Source organism: Sphingomonas echinoides ATCC 14820, from assembly GCF_000241465.1.
Lineage (GTDB): Bacteria > Pseudomonadota > Alphaproteobacteria > Sphingomonadales > Sphingomonadaceae > Sphingomonas > Sphingomonas echinoides.
Genome location: NZ_JH584236.1, coordinates 154914 through 169479, shown reverse-complemented (window position 1 = coordinate 169479; position 14566 = coordinate 154914). Strand labels below are relative to the sequence as shown.

The 14566-nt window shown below is 63.9% G+C and carries 18 protein-coding genes and 1 pseudogene; 5 read left to right on the top strand and 14 right to left on the bottom strand.

What is annotated here, in order from left to right; genetic code table 11:
- Window positions 1-55: 55 nt before the first annotated feature.
- The 14 genes and pseudogenes from ON00_RS19200 to ON00_RS19135 all read right to left on the bottom strand — a co-directional run.
- On the bottom strand, window positions 56-583 hold the full coding sequence (locus ON00_RS19200; protein ID WP_010409112.1) for a hypothetical protein: 528 nt from the start codon (window positions 581-583) through the stop codon (window positions 56-58).
- Between the two features lie 113 nt (window positions 584-696).
- Window positions 697-1215, bottom strand: coding sequence for a hypothetical protein (locus ON00_RS19195; protein ID WP_010409110.1), 519 nt, complete (start codon window positions 1213-1215; stop codon window positions 697-699).
- Between the two features lie 22 nt (window positions 1216-1237).
- The gene (locus tag ON00_RS19190; RefSeq protein WP_010409107.1) at window positions 1238-1429 is read right to left on the bottom strand and encodes a hypothetical protein; all 192 of its coding nucleotides are present in this window, start codon (window positions 1427-1429) and stop codon (window positions 1238-1240) included.
- Window positions 1430-1593: 164 nt separating this feature from the next.
- Entirely contained in the window at window positions 1594-1788 is a 195-nt protein-coding gene (locus ON00_RS19185; protein WP_010409103.1) for a hypothetical protein, read from the bottom strand.
- Entirely contained in the window at window positions 1785-2306 is a 522-nt protein-coding gene (locus tag ON00_RS21295; protein ID WP_245535646.1) for a hypothetical protein, read from the bottom strand. Before ON00_RS21295 ends, ON00_RS19185 begins: the two co-directional genes overlap by 4 nt.
- A gap of 49 nt (window positions 2307-2355) precedes the next feature.
- On the bottom strand, window positions 2356-3477 hold the full coding sequence (locus tag ON00_RS19175; protein ID WP_010409098.1) for a phosphoadenosine phosphosulfate reductase domain-containing protein: 1122 nt from the start codon (window positions 3475-3477) through the stop codon (window positions 2356-2358).
- 6 nt (window positions 3478-3483) lie between these two features.
- Window positions 3484-4200: a hypothetical protein gene (locus ON00_RS19170; RefSeq protein ID WP_010409095.1), complete on the bottom strand. Its 717-nt coding sequence runs from the start codon at window positions 4198-4200 to the stop codon at window positions 3484-3486.
- Window positions 4201-4244: 44 nt separating this feature from the next.
- Window positions 4245-4754: a hypothetical protein gene (locus ON00_RS19165; protein WP_010409093.1), complete on the bottom strand. Its 510-nt coding sequence runs from the start codon at window positions 4752-4754 to the stop codon at window positions 4245-4247.
- Between the two features lie 64 nt (window positions 4755-4818).
- Entirely contained in the window at window positions 4819-5133 is a 315-nt protein-coding gene (locus ON00_RS19160; protein ID WP_010409090.1) for a hypothetical protein, read from the bottom strand.
- A 16-nt stretch (window positions 5134-5149) separates the two neighbouring features.
- Window positions 5150-5443 carry a hypothetical protein gene (locus ON00_RS19155; protein ID WP_010409087.1) on the bottom strand — a complete coding sequence of 98 codons (294 nt, stop codon included), beginning with the start codon at window positions 5441-5443 and terminating at the stop codon, window positions 5150-5152.
- A gap of 77 nt (window positions 5444-5520) precedes the next feature.
- Complete coding sequence (locus ON00_RS19150) at window positions 5521-6327, bottom strand: Mom family adenine methylcarbamoylation protein (protein ID WP_010409084.1); 807 nt, start codon at window positions 6325-6327, stop codon at window positions 5521-5523.
- 11 nt (window positions 6328-6338) lie between these two features.
- Window positions 6339-7343 carry a deazapurine DNA modification protein DpdA family protein gene (locus ON00_RS19145; protein WP_010409082.1) on the bottom strand — a complete coding sequence of 335 codons (1005 nt, stop codon included), beginning with the start codon at window positions 7341-7343 and terminating at the stop codon, window positions 6339-6341.
- A gap of 50 nt (window positions 7344-7393) precedes the next feature.
- Window positions 7394-7753: a DUF3768 domain-containing protein gene (locus ON00_RS19140; RefSeq protein WP_010409079.1), complete on the bottom strand. Its 360-nt coding sequence runs from the start codon at window positions 7751-7753 to the stop codon at window positions 7394-7396.
- Between the two features lie 43 nt (window positions 7754-7796).
- A pseudogene (locus ON00_RS19135) lies at window positions 7797-8144 on the bottom strand (hypothetical protein); the annotation flags it as partial.
- Window positions 8145-8268: 124 nt separating this feature from the next.
- Here ON00_RS19135 and ON00_RS20380 point away from each other — a divergent pair.
- The 5 genes from ON00_RS20380 to ON00_RS21095 all read left to right on the top strand — a co-directional run.
- Window positions 8269-9681, top strand: a complete 1413-nt coding sequence (locus ON00_RS20380) for a tyrosine-type recombinase/integrase (protein WP_083834191.1) — start codon at window positions 8269-8271, stop codon at window positions 9679-9681.
- 110 nt (window positions 9682-9791) lie between these two features.
- Complete coding sequence (locus ON00_RS19990; RefSeq protein ID WP_010409072.1) at window positions 9792-11456, top strand: hypothetical protein; 1665 nt, start codon at window positions 9792-9794, stop codon at window positions 11454-11456.
- Between the two features lie 2 nt (window positions 11457-11458).
- Window positions 11459-13567 carry a site-specific integrase gene (locus ON00_RS19120; RefSeq protein ID WP_048939652.1) on the top strand — a complete coding sequence of 703 codons (2109 nt, stop codon included), beginning with the start codon at window positions 11459-11461 and terminating at the stop codon, window positions 13565-13567.
- Window positions 13564-13932 carry a hypothetical protein gene (locus ON00_RS19985; RefSeq protein WP_010409068.1) on the top strand — a complete coding sequence of 123 codons (369 nt, stop codon included), beginning with the start codon at window positions 13564-13566 and terminating at the stop codon, window positions 13930-13932. The genes ON00_RS19120 and ON00_RS19985 overlap by 4 nt, the downstream gene beginning before the upstream one ends.
- A gap of 420 nt (window positions 13933-14352) precedes the next feature.
- Window positions 14353-14566 (top strand): hypothetical protein (locus ON00_RS21095; RefSeq protein ID WP_211207184.1); only part of this gene is annotated, 214 nt, incomplete at its 3' end.

Below are 14566 nucleotides of genomic sequence, written 5' to 3'. Positions count from 1 at the left end.
GACCGCGTCTTCACGCGGACGGTGGATCGTGCGGGACGCGGACCGGGCCTGCCGATCATCGGCCGATCTTGTCGGTCAGGGCGGTGCCGATATCGGCGTGTGCCGCGGCGAGCGCGCCGATCGCGCGGCTGACGACGTCGGTCGCCTCGTCGCTCGGATCGATGCACCAGCATTTGCCGGCGTGGCGGATGTCGATCAGCCGGTCGGACTTGTTGTCGATCCCGAACGTGTAGCCTTGACGCTGGTCGAAGCCGGCGACGGTGACGTCGGTCGTTTTGGCCTTGATCGTGACGACGGGCGCGACCGCGGGGGTCAGCAGCACGGTATCGCGCGGCGTTTGCGCCTGTGGGACCAGCGCGGGTGCGGGCGGCTTGCCGAGCGTCGGCATCTTCGGGATCGGCACGAGGCCGTTCACCGCGTCCTGCGCCATGTCGGCCGCCATTGCGGTCGCCATGAAGATGGCGGTGCGCGCGAGATCCTGGGCGATGGCTTCGCGGTGCGGCTCGGTCAGCGTGGGCAGGAGGTGGCAGAGTTTGGTGTCGAGCGCGAAGGCGACGGGCTCGGCGTTGGGATCGATGCACATGATCGTGACCTTTCGGCAAAATGCCCGGACCCCATGTCCAGGATGCCGATCCGGTCCCTCTCTCCTTCCGGCGCAGCCGGTGCCGGCATCGTCGCGAGGCGATGCCGTGCCGTTCAGCGAGGCGGTCGCGGATGTCGCATGAGGCGCTTCCGGGCGGCCGACAGATGATCGATCGAGCGTTGCAGGAAGAAGGCGTGCGCGCTGTCGGATTCGAGTGTCCCCAACCGGCGTTCGAGCGCCGTGATACGGTGGTGGATCGCATCGATCGTCAGCATGATATCGTCGAACGAGAGCGCGACGACGGTCTGCGGATAGGGATAGGGCAGCGCCGGCGCGACGAAGGCGAGGAAATGGGGCTGCACGGGCAAATGGTGCAGGAGGGCGGTCGCGACCGCGCGGCGGATCTGGGAGGCGCCGTGGACGAGTTCTGCTAGCAGCACGTCCATCGCCATCGGGCGGACGATGCGCAGTGCGCCGGGGTCGAGGGTGACGGCGATCGGATCGGTCGAGGCGAGACCGATGACGCCCTCCGACAGGATGGCGAGAACGTCGCCTTCCTCGATGCAGGGACCGTCATCGAGACAGGCGTCATGCGCGGCTTCGCTGGTGTCGAAATAATGGACGCGATACATGGGCTGGTCCCTTTCTGCTGGGTCAGGAATATTCCGGGCGACGTGCGGGAAACCGCGTGGGCGGGAGGCCGGAGAAGCTGAAGGCGCGGAAGCGTCCGCCGGTGTAGGCGGCCGAATCCACCGGCGGGCGATGCCGCTGCAGGCGCTCGAGCAGCCGGTTGGCGCGGCGCATCGCCGCGATCGCGGCCTCGTCGTGGTAATGGAGGGCGATCACGCGGACGAAGGTGCCGGTGTCGTACCACCATCCCCCTTCTCGGGGCCGCCCCAGGCACGGTCGATTTCGTAGAAGGCGAGGATGCTGCGCATTGGGTCGGCTCCGGTTGTCACCGGGTCGGATGATCCTCCCGGTTCATAACAGCCGGTCCCCCTTCCCCTTCCTCAGACGTCCGGTGCTTCGTCGGGACGCTGGTGGCGCAGCGCACGCGCGAGCGCCCGCTTGCGGGCGGTCGCCGCGGCGCGCGACGGATAGGCGCCCGAGAGGCGAGAGGGGTGTGACAAGCTGTTGTCGAACACGACCCAGCCCGTTGCGGTATGGGCGACGTGCATCCCGTCGCTGCGCGAGGGGGTGGTCATGACGGGCGCGCCCGCCTGATCGCGGCCTCGGCGATGAGCTGGCCGGCAAGCGTGTTGCGATGCGACGCGATCCGGCTGTCGGGCGCAGCCACGACTTCGGCCGCGCGGGTCAGCAGAGCCGCGAGGTCGGTGTCCGACATCGGCGCCGGTTTGGTCGCGGATCGCGCGGGTTCTTCCCCAGCCTTGTCGAGCATGAGCACGAGGATCGAGGGCTTGATGTCCTCGTCGAGCGGGCGACTGTCGGCGACGAACCTGCCGCCACGCGTGATCGCGAACGCGTTGAAGGTGGGTGATACCCCGTTATCGGCGTTGGGGATCGTGGTGCCGCGATCGTGGAACTGGATGTCGATGAAACGCGGCGGGCCACCATAAGTCTTTTCGAGAAAGCAGAAGGTCACGCGGCGACCCTCGCTGGTCTTCGCCGTGATCGTGAACGCGCCGTCAGGCACGTCGATGGGCTTGTGCGGCACGTCGTTGTAACCGGCGAAGCCCGCGGCGATCGCGTCGGCGCGCGTCATGACGGGGAGATCGGTGATATCGGGCATGATGAAAGCTCCTTGCTCTGGATCAGGCGGCACGCTTCAGCGCGATCAGGTCGGAAAAGCGGTCTCGCACCGCGCCGGCATTGGGATAGAGATCGGCGAGACCGTGCCGCGAGAGGATCGGTGCGCGGGACGCGGCGATGATGCCGGCCTCCTCGATGGTGGGAATGCGCGGCGGCCAGCCTTTGACGTAGCGCAGGTCGGGCGGCATCGCGGCTTCGAGCCGTCGCCGCTCGGCGGCATCGGCCTTGGCGAGGGAAATCCGGTTCCTCAAATTACCCGGTATGTGACGCGGTGCGACGTCGGCGAGCCAGCGTGCGGGCTGGAACGAGAAGGTTGAGGTCGCCTCGAGGCCGACCAGGTGGAGCAGCGCGGGACGGTTCGCCGGTGCCGAAGCCGATGCCTGGGCGTCGCCGAGCGATTGAAGGACGCAAAAGCGGCACGACAGTCGTGACGACTGGTAACAGGTGTAGGCGACGTGCAGCGGGATGCCGAGCGTATCGTGCGCGGCGAAGACCTGTGGTGTCGTCCAGTGCGCGATCGGGTTCCACAGCATCATCGCGGTGCCGTGCGGATTGCCGGCAGCGGCGTAGCGCGCGTCTGCTTTCCATTCGGGTGTGCGTGACCGAGCGATGCTCTCGTCGCGGCGCAGTCCCAGCACGTTGATGATAGTCTGGCCGCGCAGCAGTCTGGCGAGGTGCGGCCCGATGACATGGGCCTTCATCTCTGAGGTGCAGAAGCGCAGCGCCGAGGATGACCAGGGACCGATCAGATTATAGGTTTCGAGTGCCTCGTAGCGCGCCTTGCCGTTGGCAAAGCGCGTGGCCCAGCGGTCGAACAGGTCGCCGGCGTTGCGCCGGACGATCGTCAGCGGGACGCCGGCGTGGGCCGCGAGATCCTCGACCGTCGCGGGCGTTTCGTCCCATTCGGCACGGCCGAGGTCGGCGTGAATGGCGATACGCCGCTCGCGCGGATGGCCGAGCGCATCGAGGATCAGGTTGACCGCGAACATCGCGGCCGAGCTGTCCTTGCCGCCCGAGAGGTTGAAGACGATCCATGCGCCGCGTTCGACCGCGTCGAGGATGGCGGGCGGCAGGGCGAGGGCCGGAAGGCCGGCGACCAGGCCGCGTCCGATGTCGATGAACATGGCCGTTCAGGCCGCGAGCGGCGCTGGCAGCGCCAGCCACTCGGGTTCGTCGTTGGCGATGACCGGATCGTGTGCGCGGGCCTCGGCTTTCGAGAACACGGTCGCGCTGGCGAGTGCCCCGAAGCCGTCGTCGTTGTTCCAGAAGACGGCGTGGCCGTCCTGGTCGCGCGAGGCGAGCACGAAACCGAAGCGACCCTCGTGACCATGGGTGTCGGGATCGGCTGCGGCGCTGCGCGCGGCGCGATCGAGGATGTCCTGGGTGCTGTGGAACGTCAGCCCCGCGTCGGTAATGATGACGCAGCCGCCTCCGAACTCGCCGGGGCGCAGCCGGTCGCAGTCGGAGATCCATGCGAACCCGCAGGGGAGCGCGGACTTGCAAGCGCGGAAGATGAGCTGGGCGACCTGTTCGACGCCGAATTGATCGCCGCTGAAGAATACGCGCGCGTTCCCGTCTTCGCCTTTCCAGTCGATGTCGATCGCGCAGTCGAGATAAGGGAAATGCCAATCGTCGAATATCTCGAGGAAGCTTTCGAACTTCATCGGCCCCTTCGCCGGGAACACGGCGTGAAACGCGGGATCGAGCGCGTCATATTCGTGGGCGAGGTCGGCATCGTCGCCGTTGGTGTCGAGGATATCGACTGCCTGTTCGGCAATGGTTAGCAACGCCGCGTCGGCGTGGCTCATGGTCAGCGTGAACGCGGCCTTGGTGTAGGTGTTCGCCATGGGAATGCTCCGAAATGATGGGAAATCGCTCTGTGCGGTCGCGCTCAGGCGTCCGCGGCCTCGGCGAGACGCGCGTTGGCGGCCGCGGCCTCGGCGGGGTAAGCCTGCGTGAGATTGCCGTGCAGGACCGCGAAATCCGGGATCGGGAAAAGACCGTTCGGCCCGGGCCGGGTAATCAGCAGCGCGCTGATGACGGCATCGGCCGGATCGGCATGGACGATGGTGGGCGTCTCGCCGTTATACTCGACCGGCGCGGTGAAGCCCGCCTCGCGCCAGGTGGCGAGTCCCTCCTCGACGCGTGTCGCATAGTCGGCGACGGCCTCGTCGAGCTCGTTCTCGATATGGAGGACGAGTTCGACATAGCGACCGAAATCGTGTCGGTTGGACAGGCCGGCGAGGCGGCATCCCGGGGGCGGCGGGCCGTAGCGTGCGATCAGCGCGGACTTGTAGACCGCGATTTCGAGGCGGTTGAGGCTGTCGAAGTTGGGCGACTGGCCGAGTTGCGCGCAATCCTCCTCGGCGGGACCGGCACCGAGATCGATAAAATATGGCATGGGGCTCTCCGTCGATCGTCATTGATCGACGCGCCCCATCCCCCTCCCCTTTCTTGTCGGGTACTCAGTCGCCGAAGAAGCGGCGCTTGATGGCGATCTGCGCCTCGCCATCGGACTGGCCGAGGGTCATCAGCCGGTCGGTCTCGAGCGTGATCGCGAGATCGGCGGGAAGATCGGCCCAGCGTGAGGCGATGGTGACCGCGGCGGCCGCTGTGGTCAGCTCGCCGGGGTGCGCGCCATGCCATGCGACGGTTTCGTCCTCACCCGTGAGATGCGGGTGCGGGCGCAGCACCTGGACGAAGAAGGTGCCAAGCGGGCGGTCCCACCCGATGCTGACGCTGGTGCCGGGTTCGATACCGGGAAACTGGTGGCGGCTCATGGCGATCCTTTCAGGGTCAGTGCAGCGAGATCCACTCGCCGTGCCAGGGGCGCGGGTGCGGGTAGAAGCGAAGAACGCCTGGAACATCGGTTTCGCCGCTGGCGAGGCGTTCTTCCAGCCAGAGGATGTAGAGCGCGGCGTCGGCGAGATCGCCGGCGAGCAGATCGTCGAGCATCGCGGCCTCGCGCGCGGTCTGTTCGTCGAGCGCGGACCAGTCCAGCGCATCGAGGAAACGGTCGCGTCGATCGGTGTAGCGCGCGATGCGGGCAGCGTCGGCCTGGACGCTGGCGATGGCGAGATGGATATCCACGGGCGGTGCTCCTTCCGGCATGTCGGTGACATGCCGCCCGCTCCCGCTCCCCTTCCCTCGCGCCGCTGGCGCGGGGATCATGCCGCGAGGATTTCGCGGATCGCGTCGCTCCGGCGCGGATAGGCAAGCCGGGGCAGATCGCGCGCGGTGCGCCGGGCGTCGCGCGTCAGCTCGAAGCAATAGGTGAATAGCGGGCTTTGCCGGTGCGGGCGGAGCAGATTGTCGGCACGGAGCCGCGCGAGCCAGTCGGCGGGGTGTTCGTGCGCCTCCGGCCTCGGCGCACCGAGCCGCACCAGCTGGTCGATCGCCCCGGCATGGCCGGATTCGAGGTTGCGGATCTTCGACAGCGTTCTCTCCGAGATCGTCTCGCCGGCGATGCGCAGCACCGTCCGCGGCCTCGTGCGGCCGCGATAGGCGCCCGACAGCGCGGCATAGACGACGCCGCAATGGCCGAAGGCGGGATCGGAGAAGCTGACGACAGCGTCGATCCGGGGCTTGGCGAGGCGCAGGAGGCGGAAGGCGCGCGACGTGAAGAAGCTTTCGCCGTTCGCGGCGACCGAGGGCAGGCAGATGAGCCGTTGCAGTACGCAGCCCCGAGCGGGATCGGCATAGCCGGTGTGCCGGGTGATGACCGCGCCGGTCGCCGGCACGCCGAACACGATGAGACCGACCAACGCGGATCTGCCCGGGTCGCCCGGACCGAACAGCCCGCAGGCGAGCTGGGCGGCGGGATAGCGCGGGAGGTAATGATGGTCGGCGAGGAATGCGCGGGCAGTATCATGGGCGACGACATCGACGGCGTAGCGGCGCGGGTCGATCACGCTGTCGCCGGCAACGAACAAGCTGCGCCGGTCGCGCCAGCGCTGGGAGCGGTCGGTGAGCATGGTTACCTCCGTCAGGCCGCGTCGGCGTAGATCTCGGCCGCCCAGGTCTCGATCCATCCGGTGGTGATCTCATCGTGATCGAGATCGCCGCTCTCGATCAGGGCGCGGATCTCGGCGCGAGCCTGCGCGATCGCGCGTTCCCAGGGGTCGGCGGTTGGTGGCGGTGGAGTAGACGCCGCGGCCTCGGGCAGGTGTCGCGGTGTTTCGAGCGTTCGCGCGCATTGCGTGCGATACCAGCGTTCCATGAAGTCGGCGCCGAGCGCGTCGGTCTTGGCGATGCGATGCCTGAGCGCGTGCTGTCGCACGCCTACGCCCCATCCCTGGCTGTCTATCGAGGCGATCCAGCGTGCGAACGGCGTGAGGTACGGCAGGGCATCGCCTTTCACCCCGAAGAGGTGCGCCTTGACGCCGATCGGCAGGATGCGGGTCAGCCGCTCGACGACGGCGATCAGCCCTTCGGGACCGTGGATCGGTCGCCGGCACATGCTGCCGATGCCGACGACGGTGCCGGGCAGGATCAGACCGCCGATCGCGTCGAGTGAACGGACGTAGTCGTCGGGCACGCGGCCCTGCAGCACGGGCATCAGCCGGTCGCGGATGGCCAAGTCGTCGGCGCGGGCAAAGCATTCTCGGTTGGTGGCGGTGGTGCGCGCGATGCGGTCGAGCACTTCCTCGCGGTCGTGGGCAACGCCCTCTTCGCAGCAGGAATCGACCGACGAGATGCGTCGGAACGGCCATGACGCGGCGAGCGCCATGTAATCGGCGATGCTCCAGGGAAGCCCGCCATAGCGGACCATCATGGTGTAACCGGCGGAATCGAGGTCGACGCTGGCGAGCGGTCGCGCGTTGGCGAGCGTTCCGGTGCGCCATCCCGACCACTCGCGCCAGCCATCGGCCTTGCGCCAGCGCGACAGACAATTGGCCGAGATCAGCACCGGTGCTTGCAGCGCGACCGCGCGCTGAAGGATAGGCCCGTTTGCGAGATGCGGCAGGCCGAGGATGATCTCGATCGTCATCGTCTAGCGGCCAGCTAGCTGATAGCTGTCGGCCATTCCGACAATACGCATCACAGATCCTCGCGCAGCATGAGCGTGAGAACACGGCGCGTGATGCTGGCGTCGGCGGGGTCTTCCGATCCCCATTCCAGCGCCACGTCATAATAATCGATACGGAAGTGTATCGTCTCGCCTGACAGCTCGAACTGGCCGCGATCGCGCTCGGGACAGTCGGCGGGGAAAGTGTAGCGGCGCAGCGCCTGCAGGACATGCGCCTGGGCGACGGCTTCCGAGGCGAGCGTGCCGTTCGACAGCGCGCCGAGGCACGCGCGGGTCATGACGATCTTCGCGGTGCGGTCGAACCCCTGGCGGCAACGGTCGTTGAGCCTGGCCACGGCTTCGAGGCGCGTTTCGGTGGCGGTCAAAATCATGTGACGATCCTCCGTTGGGTCGATAGCGATGGTGGCGGGGACTTCAGGCGGCGAGCGCGTCGCTTTGTCCCCGGCCTCGTTCGGGAAAGGCCGCATGGAAGCGGTCGAGCCAGTCGCCCATCGTCGGGCGCTCGCCGAGCGGGATGACCGCCGCGACGTCCTGGAACCGTATGAGGTCGAGTGGCGCATCGCGGATGATGCGGTCGATCTCGTCGGCCGGCAGGAGGTGTTCGTCGCGGATGAAGGCGGTCATCGATCCGGGGCGCGCGCGGGTCGATCTGCGCCACAGGCCCTCGACCGTGTGCAGCCGCGGGGCTGCGCGTGCCTCGACCAGCACGATGAGCCGCAGGCACCATTGCGGGAGGCCGCGGATTTCGTCCGGATGATTGGCGATGCACAGCCATTATGTCGCCATTGAGACGATCCATTCCCTTTGACGGGATAAGGATATTGTCCCATTATCGATCGGGTCGGGGCAATAAAATGGAAACGCCCAGTGTCATGTCGAGGGTTCAGTGCATCTTTTCCCGTTCGATCCTTGGCTCGGCGTCGAGCCTATACTTCTTGATGGGACGATGATCCGGCCTGCGCTTGATGACTCCATAAAGCAGGACGCAACCAAATACTTACCCGAAACAAATCTCCCTTCTCTCCTTCATTCCGACGGAAGCCCCGTTGTAGAAGTCAATTCGTTCATCACGTTCCTGCGATCCGATGGCGTGTCCCTTGCCAGCGCAGGCCACTATGCTCGAGATCTTCAGGTCTTTGCCCGTTACCTGCGGGATGCGCGTTCAAAGTCGTTACTCGACGCATCGAGTGCCGACGTAGGGAAATATCGCAGCCTTCGGCTCGAAGGGCCGGGCGAGCTCCGACTATCGGGATCGTCTTGGAAGCGCACCTCTGCGGCGCTAACGCGGTTCTATCAATGGGCCGCCAGCGAGGACGCAGGACTGATATCAGTTGCGCCGAAAACCAGATTCCGCCGTGATGGCGCGGTTGCCGAAGATACGATCCGCATGATCCCGCTCGAGGATTACGTTCTGTTCCGAGACCAAGGCCTGCTCGGTGGGGGTTACGCGAACGGCATCACTCACCGGCGGAATCCGATGCGCGATGCCGCGTTCGCCGAGCTGCTTGTGACGACAGGGGTTAGGCTCGAAGAAGGCGCAAGCCTTCTGATCGGTGAGCTTCCGACGACGAACGCCCGCGTCTTTCACGGCTGTCGCAGCACCATGATCGACCTGCCCGCCACAATCACCAAAGGGCGCAAACCTCGATCAGTGCCGTTCCCGAGGCGGGTAGCCAGTAACTTCATCGACGCTTATATTCGCGAGGAGCGGAGCCAGTTGGTCGATCGCTGGCGACGCGCGGGTGGGGTCCGGACCATGCGGCAGCCGCTCATCGGCACGCTTGCAGGCGGGCAACGCGTTTTGATCAAGGGCGAGCGGCGCCCTCGATCACTGGCGACTCTGCGCATCGACGAACGACGCAACCTCCTATTGCTGCCCGGATCGGGCGCACCATTGGAAAGTGCGCAGCCGGCAGCATTGTGGCTGGCGCAGGACGGCCAAGCCCTCACCCCCGCGGCATGGCAGTCGATATTCCGGCGTACCAGCAAGAAGTTGTCGGAGGACATGGGCTGGGACCTACACGTATCGCCCCATACCCTCCGGCATACCTTTGCCGTCTACTGGCTTACACACCTCGTCAAAGCGGAAGTGATGAGGCTCGACGATCGATCTGTCCCGGATCGAACCGAGGAAATCTACATGAAGGTTGTCAGCGACCCCTTGCGCCGGGTCCAGCGATGGCTGGGTCACGCCAGCGTCCTGACCACTGAAAAATATCTCACCTACCTCGATGAAGCCTTCGAAATCGTAGATCAGGCGGCCGAGGCGCTGGACTCTCGTCTGATGGGCTTCTTCTAGCAGTGGGTCGCCCTCGCCTCTCGTTCCGCGATTTACCTCCGCAGCAGGATGAGGAGCCGCGAGCCGACGCGATCGTAGCCTATCATCATCGTGACGGTGTCGGGCGCGAAATGACCTGGTTGCTGCACGAGGTGGGGAACGAAGGCCTGGGTCGCGATCTTGCCTTGTACCTTGGGCCGATGATGAACGAGCTGTTCGCCGGCCTGGCCGTCCCGAGTGTCGAACAGTATCGACAGAGCTGGATCCCGCTCGGGAAACATCTGTCCTCCAGCGGGCGCCTCAACGGGGGGCTTCGCGTGATCACGGCCGCTGACATCGATGCCTGCGACGTTCGGGGTCAATACTCCCGGTTCCGTTGCCTTGTTCACGGCCTTCGCGCGATAGACGAACGAAACCCTGATCTGCTTCGTCCGGATCTGAAGGCGCGGATCAACTTCACGAGCCGGCACAACGGAACGGCATTACGGCCCCGCGAACCGTTGACACCGTTCGTCGCTCGCGTCCTGAAAGACGCCGCTGATCGCAGCGTGGTAGCTACACGCGAAAGGATCTTGACGGGCCGCGAGCAGATCGAAGCTTTGCGAAACAAGCCGGAGAGGAGCCGCTTTGAGAATGTGTTCCTGAGGGTCGCCGACGGCACGCGCCCCGCTCGAAGCGAGTTCGACATGTTCAAATATCGCAAGGTTGCCATCGCCGCGGCCAGCGATCTTCTCGTTCTGACCCTGCCTGATGCGATCTGCTTCATCATCGCCATCGCGCTCCGGGTCGAAATGCCGATAGAATGCCTGCGGACCCTGCGGCGCGACTGCCTGAAGAACCCCGCGAGAGGGTACGTCTCCATTGAATACACAAAGGGACGAGGCGGCCCCCGCGCGAAGATCAAGCGCGAACGCGTGCGTGATGGTGGAATTAATACGCCCGGCGGACTCGTTCGCCTTGCCCTCGAACTATCCCGACCCGCCGCCGAGCGAATGGCCGATCGAGGGGACCCGAATGCGGATTACCTGTGGGTGGGCTTCGTTGCAGCCGGACTGCCGAGCTGGCGGCGGTTCAGCCTTTCTACCCACAACTTCTATGCCGCGATCAGGAGCCTTTGGCTCGTCGACGAAGCGGGCAAGCCGATAACCAAGATCGTTCCCGCCCGGCTAAGGAAGACGGTGAAGCGGGACAATTACTTGCGCCACACAGGCCACCTTCGGCGCTTCGCGAGCGATCACTCGAAGCCAGTTGCCGCTCGGCATTATGCCGCGGTGGACGGGCTTCGAGAAGAGCATGCACGCTCGGTAGCGGTCGCTGAAGGTCAACTGTTCGACATGGCGATGATGCCGTTGGTCCTGCCACCGAAGGAGGAAGTCAGCGCGCTCGCATCCGGCCTCTCGATCGGAAACCAAAAGCTCGACGCAGGCGCGGTCGCGTCGTTGGTCTCAGGCGATGCCGATACGTTCCTTGGCATGTGTTCCGGCTTTTGGTCGAGCCCTCTTGGGCGGAACGACAACGGCTCCTGCGCCACCGCGTTCACCGGCTGCCTCCATTGCTCGAATGCAGTGTTCACCGCACGAAAACTGCCTGCATTGCTGACCTATCTGACATGGCTAGCTGAACGGCGCGCCGTCATGACGGAAGCGGAGTGGCACGAGCGCTACAGCGCCGACCATAATCGAATTATGGTACAGATACTCCCCGTGTTCGACGCTGGCGATATCGAACAGGCTCGGTCCACGGCGGAAAATGCCGCTGTGGCGCCAGCGCTGCCGCCACATCTTCAGCGGGGCTGAACATGCGTCGGGTTCTGGAACGTGCCGAAGCATCTTGGCGGATTGACCGTTCGGCATTGGTGATTCCGCCCCAGATGGTCGTGAGTGGCCGTGAGCAGCAGAATATCTCTCTGGTCGGGGACGATAAGTGGCTGCTCGAATGTGCCATCGCGCGGCCGACAAAGGCCCATGAAGCCTGTATCTGCTTCGGTCGGATCGCCGATGCTGATGAGCGGGAGCTCATACGAGAATACCTGTTCCTGTCTTTAAACTACGACTCCCGAGACAATGTGCGCGGCCGCCTCGGCGTCCTGAAACCTGGTTCGCTGATGCAGGTCGGCAATATAATCCGGCATTTTCTACAAGAAGTGCGGGAAGCCGGACTTCGACTCCACGAGATCGATCAGCCTTGGCTGGATCAGTGGCTGTCCGCGAAGCGGCACCTCGCACCGGCAACTCTTGTCTACAAGATCCTCTGCGTACGGCGACTTGCGCTCTATACGCCCTCCCTGTCGTTCCGGGGAATCGAGATAGCTCCTTGGGGTAACCGTTCAGCGACTAGGATCGCGGGATACCGGGGTGGCCGAGAAAATGTCACACCGCGAATACCGGAAGCCATTAGCGCGCCGGCGTTGCGGTGGGCCATGTTCTACGTCCATCATGGGATCGACGATCTTATCGCCCGACATCGTATAGCTGGCATCAACATCGCCGCGCGTCGGCAGAGAGTGTCACCGAAACTAAGCGACCAGCGCCTGCGCGCTTATTTGGATGCGCTTGAAGCATCGGGCTCTGGAGTACCGGCGACCCAAGATGGTCGACCCGCGTGGCCAGAAATCTGCAAGGCCAGCGGCCTCGGCGTGGCAGTGCTGAAGGCACGCTCAGCTATGCTCGAGAAGGCAATCTCGCAACTCGGAACCGAGCGCCCAGGTGCAAGCAGTGGTTGGGCCAGCATGCCAGGAACAAACATTGCGTGGCGGTCGCATCTTCCCAGCTTCAGCAGCCGTTATACCTTCATACCGGCGATAGCCGCGTGCTATCTCGTAATCGGCCTATTATCAGGAATGCGCGGCGAGGAAGCGGCCGCGCTCAAGCGTGGTTGCCTCAGACTCATGCGCGACGAACATGGGAAGGTTAAGGGCTACGAACTCGTCGGAAGAATCTTCAAAACCCGTAAAAACGTCGACGGCGCTGAACATCGCTGGACCGTGATAGAGCCTGTTGCCAGGGCCGTATTGGCAGCAATACGGTTGCAGGACTATCTACACAACAGCGCCGATCGAACGGAAGCGCCGCGAGATGATGAGCCCCTGTTCAAACCGGCCTTGATTCGGGGGGTGGGCAATGTCCAGCTTACGGCGCATCAATCGACCGTATACCTGAATTACTTTGCCAAAGAGTGTCGCCGGCTCGCCGAAGAAATGGCAGCGGCGGCGCCCGCCGAAGCCGACCGCATACTGGCACTTTATCATATCCCGGACGAGGGTGATGAACCCTGGCGGTGGCGCACGCGTCAGCTCCGCCGCACCCTTGCATGGTACATCGCCAGTCAGCCCTTCGGCGTGATCGCGGGCATGATACAATATGGGCACGCGAGCGCCATGATGTTCGAAGGCTATGCGGGCACTTCCCAATCCGGCTTCCGTTCGGAGATCGAAGAGGAACGTCGCCTCGCTCAGCTCAGCGATATCGTCGAGATGTACGAGGACTGGAAGGCAGGGATCAATCCAGGCGGCCCCATGCGATCGAAACTCGTCGCCGAATTTACAAGCATCAGAAACAAGATCGGAGATCTGCCCGGCACGGTCGTTGATGATCGGCGCCGCGCAAAAATGCTCTCGAACACCGCCGTCACGCTTCATCCGGGTTATATCAACGACTGCTTCTTCTATGCCGACCACGCCCTCTGCTTGAAGGTGAAAGGAGCTGAGGCGCAGCCGGCATTTACGAGGTGCCAGCCTGCTCGTTGTCCGAACAGCGTGGTGGCGAGGCGGCATGTGCTGGCTCTGCAATCATGCATCGCAGATGCCGAGACCATGAAAAATGGCAAGAACATCAGCCCGATCCAGAAACACGCCATTGAGGCACAGATCGATATTTACAGGCAGTTGCTGGAACAGGTCGAACGATGACGACGAAAGCGAACCCTCCCCGGAAATCGCAAGCCACCGTCGCGCTGCTTGACGCCTATAACCGCTTGCGCGACGGCAAAGGCACCGCGACGAATGGCAAGCTGAGCATAACCAATGTTGCGCGCGAGGCGGGGGTCAGTCGAGCGACGGCCTATCGATGCTCCAAACTTCTCGCTTTGTTCGATGAAGCTCCGAAGCCGCCGAAGGCTAAACCACAAAGCACGAGCGGCAAGGCCGAGCTGCGAAACGTGATCAACCAGTTGCTCAATCGTATCATCATGCTGGAGGCTGCGTTGGAAGCCAAAGACGCGGAACTCCGGCAATTGCGCTCAATGCTGCCAAAACCACGGCCGGCCGACTCATGATGCGAGCAAGTCCTGAGGACATTACAATCGACGCCACGTTGCACGCTCAATTCGCTCTACGCTACATGGCGACGCGAGACCGCCACGGGCGGGCTACGCATTGAAGGCAGGTTCAGTGTAAAACCCTCCCCGCTTGCGCAGCACTGATCCTCCCCTGCACAACGCTTGATGGATTTTGGTTGGGCCCATCACTCGACGAAGAATTCCCTCAATCAACGGCCCGCCTGCGACCAGCAGCTTGAATGGGTATCTCGCATGTAAATGACCGCGATTGGCCGATTGCGGAAAGTCGGCTTACCGGTTGAGAGGGGCAGATAGCCGCCGGTCCCATTCGGCGCGGCGCATCGCCGACGAAAGAGATTTCCTGCCGGTCGGCAGACGCCCCATTGCTGACATCGCTGCAATGAGTATGTTTGAGGCATGAGCGCGAAAATCCCTCTTTTATCCACTCTTCTAGCGCTCTGTTTGGGGTTAATAGCTTGGTATCATTTTGATAGATCAAGCCTGCTGCAATCAGCCTGTGAGGTGGGATTTCCGAATTATTCCCGGTCTTCTGAGATTGCACCAGAAGCACTTCGATGCGCTATCCTTGGTGATAAGCAAATCTACTCAGGCATTCTCAAGACCGGCTTTG